The following is a 13,964-nucleotide window of genomic DNA, read 5'->3' as shown; positions in this document are numbered from 1 at the left end:
TCGGATCGCGCCGGTGGCAGGTTCAACCTGTCAACGCTCCGGCTGGCCGTCCCGGCTGCGCCAGACGACAAGATCGCCTAATTCGCCTTGATGCCGGCCTCGCTGATCAGCTTGCCCCATTTCGTGCTCTCGCTCTGAATGAAGCGGCCGAATTCGTCCGGCGAATTCGGCGCCGGCTCGGCGCCGAGGGTCTTGATCTTCTCGGCCACATCAGGGTCTTTCAGGGCTTTCGTGAAGGCCTGGTTCAGCCTGCCGACGATATCGGCGGGCGTGCCCGCTGGAGCGACGAGCCCGAACCAGCCGATGGATTCGAAACCCGCAAGGCCGCCCTCGGCAAGCGTCGGCACGTTGGGCAGGGAATCCAGGCGCCGTCCCGAGGACACGCCGATGGCGTTGAGCTTGCCCTCGAGGATGAGCTGCCTTGACGAGGGGATATCCAGCACCGCGAAGGGGACATGGCCTGCGAGGACGTCGACGGTGGCCGGCGCGGTGCCGCGATACGGTATCAGCTCCATGTCGATCCCCGCCTTCTGCGTGAACAGCGCGGCGGTCAAATGCATCGCCGTCGAATTGCCGCCATGACCGATCGACAGCGCGCCGGGCTTGGCCTTGGCGAGTGCAATCGTCTGCGCGACATTGTGCGCGGGAACGCTGGCCGAGGAGACCAGCACGAAGGGAATTTCCGCAAGCAAGGTGATCGGCACGAGATCCTTCGGGTCGAACGGCATCGACGAATTGAGGTGCGGATTCACCGTCAGCGCGCCGGCCGGCGCAACGCCGAGCGTGTAACCGTCGGGCTTGGCCTGCGCGACCGCCGCCATGCCGATATTGCCGCCGGCGCCGGCGCGGTTCTCGATCACGAGGTTCTGCTTGAGTTCGGCGGTGACCACCGGCTCGAGCGCCCGGATGACGGTGTCGGCGCTGCCGCCGGGCGGAAACGTCACGATGATCTTGATCAGCTGCTCCGGATAGGCCGCGTCAGCCGCTTGCGGCAACAGCGCGGCGAGAGCCGCGCCCGACAGCACGGCCAGAATGCGGCGTCTTGCAACGTGAAGCACGTTCTTCCTTCCTCGCTCTTTTTTAAACCGCCGCGCCGGTGAGGCGCGCCAGCAGGCTCTGCGCATCTTCAGGTGCGGCCGGCCCGCGCCAGGCGATGTGCTGATCGGGCCTGACGAGGACGAGCTTCTCGGCATAGGCGCCGCCGGCTTCATCAGGCGCGACGTCGATCAGCGCCAGCGGAATGCGGCGCGCGGCTGCGGCGGATTGCAATGGCGCGACGTCGATCGCCGGGTCGAACCGCAGGAGATTGTAGCCGGTCCCGAAGGCGTCGTAGAGCGATCGCCCGTCGCGCAGGAACACATGCGGCGCACGGGCGCCCGGCACGGTGGAGGGCGTAAAACTGCCCATCGCATAAGGCGGCGGCGTCTCGCCGTCATAGGCGATGATCGGCGAAGCGTCGTAGTAATAGCCGAAGTTCAAACCGGCGCAGCAATATTGCTGGACGTTGAGATCGTAGGCCGCCTTCGCGAGCGCCGCGCGCGCGGCATGGCCGCGCGGCGTGTCGTCCTCGATCTCGGCGGAGACGCCGCCGCGCTGCGCCATCATCTTCATGGCGTGGTCCATCGCAAAGCGCGAGACCTGGTCGGTGATGGGCTGGCGCTCCGCCGCGTAGGCGTCGAGGATCGCGGCCGGCGCCCAGCCGTTCAGATGCGCCGCCAATTGCCAGCAGAGATCGACGGCGTCGGCAATGCCCGCATTCATGCCGTAGCCGGCATAGGGCATCCACAGATGCGCGGCGTCGCCGCAGATGAACACGCGGCGGTCGCGGAAGCGATCGGCCACGAGGCGACGCCCGACCCAATCCTCCTTGCTGAGGATCTTGTAGTCGAAATGCTCGTCGACGCCGAGAATGGCGCGGATCGACCAGTCGCGATCGACCGAATCGAATTCGGGCTCGTCGGGCTTAAGGTGATTGTGGATCAGCCAGCGGTCGTGACCGTCGATCGCAACGGTGGTGCCGGAGCGGCGCGGGTTGAGCGAGAGCACCATCCAGGCCTTGGTGTGCGCGCCCATCAGCTCTTTCAGCTGCGGGGCCTCGATGAAGGTCGACTGCACACGCTGGATCACGGGCGTGCCGGACAGGCTCGCCCCGATCGCCTTGCGCACCAGCGAGCGGCTGCCGTCGCAGCCGATGACGAAGCTCGCGTCGATGCGAAAGGTCTCGCCGCTGTCGAGGTTGCGCGCCTGCGCGACCACATGGTCGTCGTGCTGCGCGATGTCGGTGATCTCCGTGCGCGCCAGAATGATGATGCGCGCTTGAGCGGCCGCATGGGCGAACAGGATCGGCTCGAGATAGACCTGGTTGATCCGGTGCGGCGGCTCCGGCGTCGGCCACCAGGTGTCGGGGCCGCCGGTGGCGCTGTAGCGCCGGGCGCGGGAGGGGATGTCGATGCGGCAGAGCTCGATGCCGGTCGCCGTGGTGCGGTAGGAGCAATCGTTCGGGAAGTCCGCCGGCAGCCCCGCATCGCGCAGCCTGGCGGCGACGCCGAGCCGGCGGAACACCTCCATCGAGCGCGCCGAGACGTGATTGCATTTGACGTTGGGCGGATCGCCGGCGCGGCGGATCTCGGCGACGACGACGTCGATGCCGCGCGAGGCCAGATCCATCGCCGCCGTCAATCCGACCGGGCCGGCGCCCACGACCAGGACCTGTGCCTTCATATCAGCCTCCATTCCCTCGCGCGGCGGTCTTCGCCGCCTGCACGCATTCGAAAGTCGAAAACAACCCCATGCACAGTAGCCAACCTACGTCAGGTCAAGGCCTTTTGCCAACGATTGCGAATTTACCGAAATTTCGCTTGTTCCGTCGGGCAAAACAGGTGCATGATGGCATCATGGCAGGAGGTTCATCCGCTCAGGCGAATTGAGAATAGCGGGACAGCTGGAAGAAGGGTTCTGCCTGGTAGGACGGATCGGTGGCGAGGCGGGCGAGCCTTTGCCCGATGGCGGGCGCGAACTTCGCACCATGGCCTGAACACGCGGAGCAGACGATCAGGCGGGACTCCGGCCAGCGATCGATGATGAATTCCTCGCCCGCGTCCGGCCTGATGTCTGCGGGCGCGGTGTTGGTGTAGAGGCAGACGTCGCGATCGACGATGGGCCCGGCCGCGCCGGGGACGAGGGCGGCCAACGCTGCGCCGATCGGGCGCAGTTCGGCATCGGTGGCCTGCGGACCCCAGTCGTCGGGGCCGACCACGGGCCCGTGGTTGTGAGGCGCCGCTTTAACGCCGCGCTGTTCGAAATCCGGAAAGCCGTAGACCGTGTCATCAGGACCTCGGTCCAGAATGAAGATCGGGAAACGACCTGAAACCACGGTGTCGGGGCTGCCAGGTGCAAACCAGCCGACCGCCTGTCGGGTCACGTTGAGCAGCGCGCCGAGTTGCGGGAGGGCGCGAGGAAGCCATGGGCCCAGCGCCAGGATCGCGCGCTCGGCGAAGAACTCTTCGCTGTCAGTGCGGATCGACACGCCGTCGTGGTGCGGCGTGAAGCTCGCGCGTTCCGGAATCACGCGGTCGCGAGCGCGTGCGCGCATCAGTTTCATGACAGTCGCGGTGTGCAGGATCGCGGCGCCGTCCTGGACGACGACGTCCCAGTCGTCGGGCAGTTTGAAAGCCGGAAATTCCTTGTTCGCGACATCTGCGGTCACCATCGGATCCGGACGCCCTGTCGCGATCGCGGCCGCGCGCGAGGACGCCACCATGGCGGAGCCGGGGCGGCCGGCCTCCAGAATGGGGGTGTCCGTCAGAACCGTTTGACCGCTGTCGGCCTGCAGCCGGATCCAGCCGGCATGCGCCTCGTCGCTCAGGCTGGTGTAGTTGGAGTTTTCGAAATTGAAGCGACGGAAAATGCGACATGACCCATGCGACGAGCCGCGATCCGAACCGGCTGCTACGGGATCGAAGCCGAGCGCATCGACGCCGGCATCCAGCAATGCGGAGAGCGCCGCTCCGCCCATGAGCCCCAGACCCAGCACGGCGACTTCGCATTTTCGCATGAAGGCCTCGCGAGCGATTGCAGTGACGCGGTGATCATCGTGGTGATTTTGCGGGTATGCAAGGTCTACGGGAGGGCGATTGCCGGCATCGACAGCGCGGCATCAGATCATTGGGACCATGTCAGCGCACGTATCGAATGTGTGGAATATTCGTCGAAAATTCGTGGGCCCGATGGATTTCGTCAAATCCTACCATCCCACGACGGACCGACCTTCGAGAATGATCACATACGCGCGACACTGAGGGAAAAAGCGCTTTGCCTTCCTCATCCAATATAACCGCCGAGCGGCGCCACTAGAACGGGAGGTCCTCGTCGAGGTCTTCGGACTCCCGCGGCGGGAGCGCGCCCTTGGGCAGTGGCAAATTGGTGACGATGAACAGATTCAGGATGTCGTCGCGGTCCATGAACATGACCTGCGACCGCTTCGTCGCATCTAGCCGCTCGCCGAGCCAATTCTTCGCCTGCTTGGTGATCTCGCCCCCGGCGACGATGAAGGCGTGATCGACTAGCACTCGCCGGTTCAGCTCGGGGTCAAAGATCTGGTGCCCGAGCATCATGGTCACCTGATTCAGTATCTCGCCGATGTTGCTGGAGCCGGTCTTTCCCATGCCCGCGGAATCCAGCTTCCCCTTCTTGGCCTGGATGCCGAAGTAGAGGACGTGAAGCGTCGGCAGCGTGTACTTCATCCATACGTCTTTGCCGTACTCCAGCGCCTTGTCCTTGTGGCCCGCGGCGGTGATCCGGTGGAAGCCAAGCTGGCGGAACAGCGGGAGGAGGACTTCCTCGATCAGTTCGTCCTCTGAGCACTTGTCGAGGTAGGCAAGTAGCTGTTCTCGACGCTTAAGCTCTGAAGGAGTAAGCGGCCGGTGGGGGCTTTCGATTTGGGCGATGGTGTTGGTCGCGATGTGCCGGAGTTGGCCAAGCCCGTGTTCGTCGTAAAAGGCCTCCCAGCCCTCTCGGGCGAGCACAATGTTCAGAGCCGCCAGGGCTTTGCTTCGATCCGGGTCGCCCTCTTGCGCCTCACCCTTGTCTAACACGCGGCGAATTACCTTCACGAATGGGGCGGGTGGGACGGATGGGCTCCGTTGCGGCAGGGCCAATATCTCTTCTAGTTTGTCAGATACCCGGGCCCATCGCGTGGACCCGTCGTGGACATAATCAAGATCACAGTCCCCAAAGAATTCCGTGATGTAGCTGCTTGATCGATAATGGAAGTGCTCAGCGTTTCCGCAGACGATTTCGGCCAGCGCTCGCAGATTTCTGGGTTTCCATTTCATCAGTGCAGAACATAGGAGGGCTGATGCAGCCTCTCAAGCACCGATTCGGGTGGCGGCGCATCCCTCGAGCCCTCGCGGCCGAGGACAGCGCGGCGCCCCAGCGCAAGGCGATACAAGCCACGCCAAACGCACCGTACAAGTTCTTGGCGGGGTGCGACGACCCCGGCGTGCGGGGTACAGCATCAGCCTGGACGGGGCGAGCGTGGCGGTAGCGAGGGCGGCGGCTACGCCGCAGTGGCTGGCATCGGCTTAAGCCGATTAATCAGGATCAAAATCTTCGGGGCCCCCGTTGTAGCGCCGTCGCACGCGAGCTGCGAATGCCTCATAGGACATGCCGTTGAAGGCGTACTCCCACAGCAGGTCATAATACTCTTCAAATTTTTGACGCGCCTCGGGCAGCACGGCAGGCAAGTTGATCGTCAGAAATTTGGTAAGGCGGTCGTCCGGGTCGTTGCCTAGTTTCATGTCGAAGTAGCCGAGCGTGTCCTTTGCGCGAGCACGGGCGGCAAGGTCTGCGTCGGCGTTGGCCAGGCGTTGGTTATAGGTTTGGTGAATAATTATCCCGCACTTGTTGAAGAGGAGAAACGTGGAAGGGTGAATACGGCGCGCTATCAGAACCGGCACACAGTTCAGGGCCACGGCTTTATCGAGCAGGTCTTTCACCTCGCGCCGGTCGGGATAGAGCCACTCCCGCACGTTCTTGCACTCGATGCCTGCCCACACGCCGCCATGGCAAACCATGAAATCGAGGAGCCGGTCATCCGGCATGACGTTGTCGCCGATGTAATTGGGCGGCTCGACTTTGCGATAGAGCTGGTCGTCGCCATGTTTGGTTAGGTCGAGAAATCTACCAAAGAAATTTTGCTGGGCAGCCGTCATCGTACGGAAGACAGCGATTTCGAGCGCCTGGCCCGTGCGCATTGTAACAGCCTGCTGGGCGAGCTCAGTCTGAATGGCGTCGAGCACAGCGTAGCGATCGGCATGGCCTTCCCATGCCGTGTTGCCGAGGAAAAAATAGGTTGGCTTGCCGACGCCAGGCTGCCGGCGTTGCAGAATGCTTTCTGCGAGCAGCTGATTTCGGGCTTCAGTCAGAATGTGAGGGTCTATGCGCTGATTAAACGGGCCAGCGTCCGAGATTTTCATCTCAAGGGTGCGCATCGTAGCCACGGAATGGGAGCTGACCACGCGGATTAAGCGCGTCCGAGCGAGCTCAATACGTTGTTCCCGCGTCTGCTTGGCCATAGGCCGCCGCTTTGGGGTTTGCGGCTCGGACGGACCGCGGTGGGTATTTATATATATTTAGTAGTATTGCTGGCCTGACTTACGCGTGTCGGGGCTCCCTTGCAACCTGCCCACTAGAGGTCGTGGGAGCCCGCTAGGCGGCCTTGGACCGGTGGGGCGAGGAACCGGCTCGGCGGCTTTGGGGCCTCAGGCGCCTCCGCTTCTCATCGTAGCGGGCAGCCGTTCGGGCTTCCTTTGAAGGCCGGCATACGCTCGCCCGCTTACCCCACGGGTCCTTCCGAAGCTCAAGGTGATGATACTGGGCGCTACACACAGCTGTGCAGACTGCCAAAAGAGCGCCACAAGGCCGCTGGACTCACCCAGACAGTGGTTTCGCAGCGGTTGTCAGAGGTGCCGTAGGGCGGCTACTAGGGCAGGCCCAAACAATCAAATATATCCCAACGATTTCAATTAGATGGGTGTTTGATTTGGCGGAGAGGGAGGGACTCCCCGACAAATTTTCCCTATCCGGCTCTATTTCCTAAAAAAAACGCGATCACGGCAGGTTTTGGAAGGTTGGTGGACTACAATTCGGGTTATACCGCGGACTACTTTAGTTCGCTGGGACAATACGTCAAATGGCAACCGTCCCTGAGACTCGCCACATTGTAAAATGCGCAGTGGTTAACGATGGGGGGAATGGGGTTCCCCTGCGCCGCGGCAGAGTCCCGGGATCAATGTGCTAAGTGGCCGTCAGCTCGAGCTGACGGCAGCTAACCGTCCAAGCCAAGCTATCGCACGCTGCCCGAGGTCTGACTTACACTGCGTTCCGAGCAAACACGATACTTGGGCATTTGAACAAGGATTCTTGAATTTGCGCTGGTTTTCCTTTAGCTTGTAAGGGTCAAGGTGCTGTGTTTCCCGAGAGCTACAATGGCTATCAGGTCGGGTGATCGGTGAGAGTCGGGCTGGAAAAAATCCAGCCAAAAAAACCAACCACTATCGCGTACCTCAATGATGGCAATTCCGCCGGAGCCATCAACCTCCAATCGCTCCTTTCAGTCAGATCGCCTCAGTCGCGGTTAGATGACTGCGCACGCGCCGAGCCATGTGGGCCTTTAGCTGACCTCCGCGTGAGGCCCACATGAGCGGGAAGGATCACCAGAACAAGGTACCGCTTTCAATACGCGCGACCTCTGAGTTCAAAACTCAAGTCAAAAATGCGGCAAAGGACGGCGGGATCAGCCAGGCGGAGTTCTTGCAAGCACTGCTCGACATTCACTTAGGCAAGCGGACACGCCGCCCAGGTAAACAGAATTTCGCGCAGTCCACAAAGTTGGCCAACTTCCACAAGGAAATCATCGCGTTCGGGAACTTAATCCGAAGCGAACTCAGCGATCATCCTCACTATCTGGCAATCGTAGACAGACTCGTCAAATTGACGACGGCTGCACTCGACTTGGACAGCTCTGGGCGGCGCAAATGATTGTAAAGGCCTACAAATACAAGAAAAGCGAGGGGGCGCGGCGCCTCAGTGGATATCTGGCGCAAGATGCGTACCGGGCGACAGAGCCGGGCGAGAGCAGAAACCTCTACGTGGCAAACGCACTAGACGGAATGCGCGTCATGCAGTGTCTGCAACGGGCGTCGCGAGCGCGCATCGCTTTTTGGCACATCATCATTTCGCCCACGACGCAGTTGGATAAGAAAGATCTCAATCGCATCTTAAACCTCATCATCACGGAACTGAACGCAGCAGACCATCCGCTGATGGTCTGGTCACACGAAAAACTTCGTGCGCGCCGAGGGGGCGGACCGACCCATTTTCACTGCGTTCTAGGTCACGTCTCTCCCATCACAAAACTGGCGCTGGACATGCGAAATCATGCCCGACGGCTTCACAAGGTCGCAGCGGTTGCGGCGTTCGATCTCGAGGGACAGACCTCGATTTCGCCCTACCATGACTCGATTGTCACTCATTTGATCAAGGAGGATCGACCAGACGTCGCTCGTTGGCTCACAGACCTGAAGAAAGTATGGCCCTCGCAGCAATCTCGTATGACGGACGCAATGCGGAGATCCGCTGCCGCAGAGGGCCTAGACTTGGCTTCCTTCTGTGCAAGACTGGAGCGCCTCTGGAATAGCGGCGCTTCGGAGCAGTCGTTTGCTAGGTTTCTTTCCAACGCCGGCGTTATGATCCGGCAGGGTGATCGTTCGGAGGATTCCATCTTACTCTTTCGACGAGACCGACTAATCGGAGTGCTGCACCGTATCCTGCAACAGCCGCGTACACTTGTGTATCAAGAGGCGAGCGCGAGGTTTTCTGCACTCTTCGGCAAGACAATCGATGCTGATGGCATTCCCGAGGCTAGTCTAACGTCCAACATCGAAAAGCTGCGTCAGGACAAGACCGACGATCTTGAGGTCTTGCTGAAGCGTCTCAGGATCAAAACCCTCAAGCTGACCTATCTTCCGGCCGGCGTGAGGGTCGGCTCAACCGACGCTGGAAACCGAATCGCTGAAAGGCTTCGAAGGCTTTCGAGGGGCGAGGCGATACTCGATCGGGCCCTCGAATTGCTTTGGTCAGATGATGCTTGGGTGTCGACTCCGATCGATAAGTTGATAATTCACGCCGGACGTTCGTTGAAGCTTGGCAAGGCAATTCTGCTGGCCAGACCGCCGACGCGCGAACATCGAGCACTATCGCAGCAGCCCGTAGAAGAATCGAGCCCTGCTCTCAGCGATGAAGCGCTCTCGTACCAGCCCTCAGGGGTCAAACTCTAATTCGAGGCATGCCAGCCGTTAACCCGCCGAGACTTCGAGGCCGGCCTGCTCTGATCAAGCCGTTGGACTCGGACACCACGCTGCGCGACAACTTAGCGCGCTTGCGTGTAATACATCCCATCTCTGGTTGCCGGATGAACGGCCAGCCGAGGTATCAAGCGATGTGACAAGCCATGGGAAGCTAGGGCGTCAAGCGAGGCTATCGCAGTGTACCGGAGGCGTATCATGCGCTGCGATCCTTGCAAGGACCTGGCCGCCCCACGTCCGCCCAGTTGACCTCGCCGGCTAACACACTTCGGACGCAGTATGGATTTCATCTCGGTCGCCTGAGGGCGTGCGATCGGCTTGGGTCTCAGCACCGGATTGGCGTCCTTTCGATGGTATCCGGCGGCAGCGTTATCGGCGCATACTTCCATGCACATGACGGCGACTTTGGGTCGCTCGAAGCGAAGATGCGGAAGATTTTGTCTCAAGGCCTCGCCAGTGGCATGAGGCGGAAGCTGTTCAGCTCGCTCGGGCTGAATGTGGCGCCCTACCGCCTTGGAGGCGCCCCCTCAAGCCAACCAGTCGCACAAGATGCGATGCTTTCGCTCGCCCTTGCGGACACCCGCGGACGGCCCGTCGCGCTCCGATCCTAGGGCTACGCGCCTCGACCTATTGCCGGAAAAACAACGACTTCGGCGCCACAGAGGGAGCTTAAGAGGCTCTATAACCGCTCGCGAGGCTTCCGCTGAGCCGAGTAATCTATCGGCGCGGCCAACCCGACGAAGTTGTCGAGAGCAGCAGAAGAAATAACGCGCTGTGCGCATCATATCGCGCAGCATTACGTGTGCTTCGCGACCCCTGCATGACGATTGTGCCGTTCGTTGAACATACGCGCCAGCGCCAACGCCGGCCCTTGGGCCGCAGGATGATCTCGAAGGTCGGAAATTGATGCAACAAAGGATTATGCAGCAGCACGGTTCGAGCCCAAGAGATAGCCATCGGTTGCGTGAGCCGGAGCAGCACTGACATTGGGCGCCGCAAGGCCGGCAGACGGTCGCCGGCTCGTCAATCCGAAGCCACCTGAAATAACTGCCGCGCCCCGTTCCATGCGGGGCGCCACTTTGACAACGACGATGCTTGTGCCCTCCCTTCGATGAAGCATCAATTTTAACTCCTGTCCGACTCGCGCCAAGCCTACCTTGTTGCGCAATTGCGCAGCCGACCGAATGGGACGGTCGTCGGCCATTGTCACAATGTCCCCTTTGCGCAGACCGGCCATTTCCGCCGGCGAATTTGGCAGAACCTCAGCTATCAAAGCGCCTTCGGCCCGAGCACCCGACAGCCGCGGGTCCTGCAGAGAAACGCCGATATGGCCGCGTTCGACATGGCCGGTGGCAATAATTTGCTCCATCACTCTCCGCGCCATATTGGCGGGGATCGCAAAGCCAATCCCGACGTTTCCTCCAGCAGGCGAGATGATCGCTGAGCTAATTCCGACCAGCTCGCCGCGCAGGCTGACCAGCGCGCCACCAGAATTGCCGGGATTAATCGCCGCGTCCGTCTGAATGAAATCTTCGTAACCCTGCTTGCCAAGGCCAGTGCGGCCGAGTGCGCTGACCAGACCCGAGGTTACGGTTTGGCCCAGACCAAAGGGATTGCCGATCGCGAGCACAAAATCACCAACCTCCAGCGCGTCACTGTCGCCAAAAGCAAGCGCCTTGAGCCCCACGGGGCTCTGGATCTGTAACACGGCCACATCGGTCGGCGGATCGCGACCAATCACCTTGGCCGAAAACTGTCGGCCCTCCTTCGTGGTGACTTGCACTGTGGACGTGCCTTCGACGACGTGATTATTGGTGAGTACAAAGCCGCGCAGAGCATCGACGATCACTCCGGATCCGGTTGCGTTGACCTCTTTCTCAATTTGCTTCGGAACATCGAAGAATTCGCGGAACACCGGGTCACGGTAGAGGGGATTGTCTTCACGCACGCGACCGTGCACCGAAATGTTAACGACCGCAGGCGTGACTCGGCGAACGAGCGGCGCCAATGTCGGGATCGGCGCTCCGGTCTTGAGATCGGGAACTTGCGCCGTCACGAGAGACGGTGCCCCAAACGTCAGCGTCAACACCAACAGCGCCAATTGGATTACGCGACCATTTTTCATCTTGTGCACCATGATATTCGCGGGAGCCGGCTCTAGCGCTTGCCGGCAGCCACATCGCACGTTGCAGAGCGACGCAGGGAACGACACAGGCCGCAGCCATATGACCGAACAAGACAAGGCCGAGGACAGCGTGCGTGACCATCATGCGGCCCTTCGTTCTGCGGCGGCCCAAGGCCGCCGCAGCCGCATCGGCACGCCGCCACCACGCGGCGGGTCATCATTGTCATTGTCGCCGTCGAGCTTGCGCAAGGCTGCGAGAATATCCGCGAGCCGGACCGTATGGCTCATGCCGGGAATCTTGCGCAACCACGGACAGGATTCCACCGCATACATGTCGGAGGCCCAGGACGACAGGATGATGCGCTTCTCCGGCGTGGAGAGCTCATTGTCGTTCAGGACGCTCCTTGGAGAATCGTAGTGAGCGGCGGGGTGAAAGATCGGATGAAGGCTCTGGGCATTTGCATTGGTGTTCGTCATCGTCGTGTCTCCCTTATCTCTCCTTTCCAAGGGATTGCCGTTGGGAGAAACGGCAGCGGAGCCGCCGCTTCCTGTTCTGATCATGGAGCGTTGATCGCGATGCGTTTCACGCCCTCGCGCGGCCTGTCCGATTTGGGCAATGAGACAGTCAGGACGCCGTTCTTGAACGTCGCCTCAACCTTGTCCTCCTGCACATCGTCGAGCGGAATCTGGCGCTCGAAGGCGCCGTAATAGCGCTCGCTGAAGTATCGGCCTTCGCCATCGCGTTCGGCCTTCTTCTCGCCGCGGATCGTCAGGACGCCATTGGTAATTTCCACCTGAACGTCCTTTTCGGTCATCCCCGGCAGTTCGGCCGACACGGTCAACGTTTTGTCGGTTTCGCTGAGCTCGACCTTCGGCCAGCCAAAGCGACCTCCCATCGACGACGACAGGCCCGGGCCGCCAAAGCCGCGGAACACATCGTCGAACAGACGGTTCATTTCACGGTGCAGTGTCAGGAAGGGATCGAAGCTGTCGCGGGCGGGCGCAAGCTCCTGCGGTTTCGACCACGGAATGAGATCACGAATAGCCATTGTTCTACCTCACTTGTTCGTGAGGACAGGGTGTGCGGACGCTTCACGCGCCGCACGCCCCGTCTCGATGCTGCAATCGCGCCTAAGCTGCCTTCTTCTGCGCGATCTGGGGTGAGGAAGAAGCCGCCGTTCCGATCTCGATACGGCGCGGCTTCATCGCTTCCGGCACCTCGCGCACGAGATCAATGATCAGCAGACCGTCCTGGAACGAGGCCTGCTTGACCTGGACATAGTCAGCGAGGTTGAACACACGCCGGAACGGACGGGCCGCGATACCTTGGTAAAGGTATTCGCGCGCGCCACCGTCGGGCTTCTTGCCCTCAACGGTCAGCACGTTCTGTTCCGCCGTCACGGCGATGTCCTGAACACCGAAGCCGGCCACTGCCAGCGTGACCCGGTAGTGGTCTTCGCCGAAACGTTCAATGTTGTAGGGAGGATAGTTGTCTTCGGTCGCCTGACGCAGCGTCGAATCGACGAGGTCTGCCAGGTGATCGAAGCCAATCGTGGAGCGCCACAGCGGCGCGAAGTCGAGTGTCCTCATAGCCAAGTCCTCCAAAGAGCAAGATGGATACGAAGGAACGCCAGGCCGTGTTTACGGAACGGTCCGAAGCCCGGTCCGGCGCCCGTACCGGACCCTAAACTGGCGTCCGGCACACCGCTCTCGCGGCGAAAAATGACTTAAAAAAATGAAAGTTGATTTCAAGAGGGTTGCTCAAAAAAATCTTCAAGTTCCGATCATGCCGCAATTTCAATCCGGGTTACGCGGCCTCGGCGTAAGTCAGGCGGGCCAGTTGTGCTTCAGCATCATTGCGCAGGCGCATGAGGCGAGCGCGATCCTCAGAAGTTAGGTCGCTCGCAGGCAAGAGCCTTTCGCAATGCGAAATAACGCGTCTCTGGCTTTCGATCAGAAAGGCAAACGCGCCGCCAACAGCGGGTTCATACGGCATGGAAAGTCCTCACACAGCTCAGACGGAAGTTTGGAGCGACCGGATCGGCCGGACACGGACTAGCTGGTTGCAGGTGGCGTCCCGTCGCGCTGGGTCGGCAACAGGTCGAACCTCAGCCGGGGCGCATCCAGGACCGGCGAAAGTAGCGTATCCACCTTCATCGTGGAAGGCGCCTGCGGCCAGGTCAGCCAGGGCATCGTGTCCAGGTACGGAATCGGCGGCAAGGCAATTTGTTCGAAGCCGATTTTTGCTGCCCGCAGCAGGGATGTCGCTTCCGACCCTCGCGCCGCAAACGGCGCCAGCGCAACGACACCACCGAGCGTTACTGCGAGGAGATTGATTAAGGTTTTGTGGGTGCCCTCCGCCCGAGCGAAGAATGTGAATTGATCCTTGATCATCTCATGCTCCTATCGTCGAAGACAGATCCAGATGTCCTTTCTGTATGTGAGAGGTGGGCCCAGCCGGTCGGCCGGGCCCG

General features: G+C 61.0%; 13 protein-coding genes. 2 read left to right on the top strand and 11 right to left on the bottom strand.

From position 1 onward, the window contains the following. Positions 1–77: 77 nt before the first annotated feature. The 5 genes from XH91_RS03100 to XH91_RS03080 form a co-directional block, all read right to left on the bottom strand. Positions 78–1,058 (bottom strand): Bug family tripartite tricarboxylate transporter substrate binding protein, encoded by a 981-nt coding sequence (locus tag XH91_RS03100; protein WP_164934038.1) that lies wholly within the window; start codon positions 1,056–1,058, stop codon positions 78–80. Between the two features lie 22 nt (positions 1,059–1,080). Further along, a complete protein-coding gene (locus XH91_RS03095) occupies positions 1,081–2,721 on the bottom strand; it encodes an FAD-dependent oxidoreductase (RefSeq protein WP_164934039.1) in 1,641 nt (546 codons plus the stop codon). Between the two features lie 193 nt (positions 2,722–2,914). Beyond that, positions 2,915–4,033 carry an FAD-dependent oxidoreductase gene (locus tag XH91_RS03090; protein ID WP_164934040.1) on the bottom strand — a complete coding sequence of 373 codons (1,119 nt, stop codon included), beginning with the start codon at positions 4,031–4,033 and terminating at the stop codon, positions 2,915–2,917. 316 nt (positions 4,034–4,349) lie between these two features. Beyond that, positions 4,350–5,111, bottom strand: a complete 762-nt coding sequence (locus tag XH91_RS03085; RefSeq protein WP_245477271.1) for a PDDEXK family nuclease — start codon at positions 5,109–5,111, stop codon at positions 4,350–4,352. A 480-nt stretch (positions 5,112–5,591) separates the two neighbouring features. Further along, entirely contained in the window at positions 5,592–6,575 is a 984-nt protein-coding gene (locus XH91_RS03080) for a hypothetical protein (RefSeq protein WP_128949217.1), read from the bottom strand. 1,123 nt (positions 6,576–7,698) lie between these two features. On the opposite strand from XH91_RS03080, the gene XH91_RS03075 reads away from it, so the two are divergent. Further along, on the top strand, positions 7,699–8,040 hold the full coding sequence (locus XH91_RS03075) for a hypothetical protein (RefSeq protein ID WP_128949216.1): 342 nt from the start codon (positions 7,699–7,701) through the stop codon (positions 8,038–8,040). Further along, entirely contained in the window at positions 8,037–9,338 is a 1,302-nt protein-coding gene (locus XH91_RS03070; protein WP_128949215.1) for a hypothetical protein, read from the top strand. The genes XH91_RS03075 and XH91_RS03070 overlap by 4 nt, the downstream gene beginning before the upstream one ends. Before the next feature lie 946 nt (positions 9,339–10,284). Here XH91_RS03070 and XH91_RS03060 read toward each other — a convergent pair. From XH91_RS03060 to XH91_RS03040, 6 genes are all read right to left on the bottom strand, one after another. Beyond that, positions 10,285–11,502 (bottom strand): trypsin-like peptidase domain-containing protein, encoded by a 1,218-nt coding sequence (locus XH91_RS03060; RefSeq protein ID WP_430648531.1) that lies wholly within the window; start codon positions 11,500–11,502, stop codon positions 10,285–10,287. 129 nt (positions 11,503–11,631) lie between these two features. Beyond that, positions 11,632–11,967: a hypothetical protein gene (locus XH91_RS03055; RefSeq protein WP_128949213.1), complete on the bottom strand. Its 336-nt coding sequence runs from the start codon at positions 11,965–11,967 to the stop codon at positions 11,632–11,634. A gap of 80 nt (positions 11,968–12,047) precedes the next feature. Beyond that, positions 12,048–12,539 (bottom strand): Hsp20/alpha crystallin family protein, encoded by a 492-nt coding sequence (locus tag XH91_RS03050; protein ID WP_128949212.1) that lies wholly within the window; start codon positions 12,537–12,539, stop codon positions 12,048–12,050. Between the two features lie 82 nt (positions 12,540–12,621). After that, positions 12,622–13,080 carry an Hsp20 family protein gene (locus XH91_RS03045; RefSeq protein ID WP_128949211.1) on the bottom strand — a complete coding sequence of 153 codons (459 nt, stop codon included), beginning with the start codon at positions 13,078–13,080 and terminating at the stop codon, positions 12,622–12,624. Positions 13,081–13,297: 217 nt separating this feature from the next. After that, positions 13,298–13,486 carry a hypothetical protein gene (locus XH91_RS39220; RefSeq protein ID WP_206736851.1) on the bottom strand — a complete coding sequence of 63 codons (189 nt, stop codon included), beginning with the start codon at positions 13,484–13,486 and terminating at the stop codon, positions 13,298–13,300. Between the two features lie 59 nt (positions 13,487–13,545). Further along, positions 13,546–13,884, bottom strand: a complete 339-nt coding sequence (locus XH91_RS03040) for a hypothetical protein (protein ID WP_128949210.1) — start codon at positions 13,882–13,884, stop codon at positions 13,546–13,548. Between the last annotated feature and the right edge of the window lie 80 nt (positions 13,885–13,964).

Origin of the sequence: Bradyrhizobium guangzhouense (assembly GCF_004114955.1) — a bacterium.
GTDB classification, from domain to species: domain Bacteria; phylum Pseudomonadota; class Alphaproteobacteria; order Rhizobiales; family Xanthobacteraceae; genus Bradyrhizobium; species Bradyrhizobium guangzhouense.
Note: the sequence above shows the minus strand (reverse complement) of the source record. Positions and strands in the feature narration are given on the sequence as shown.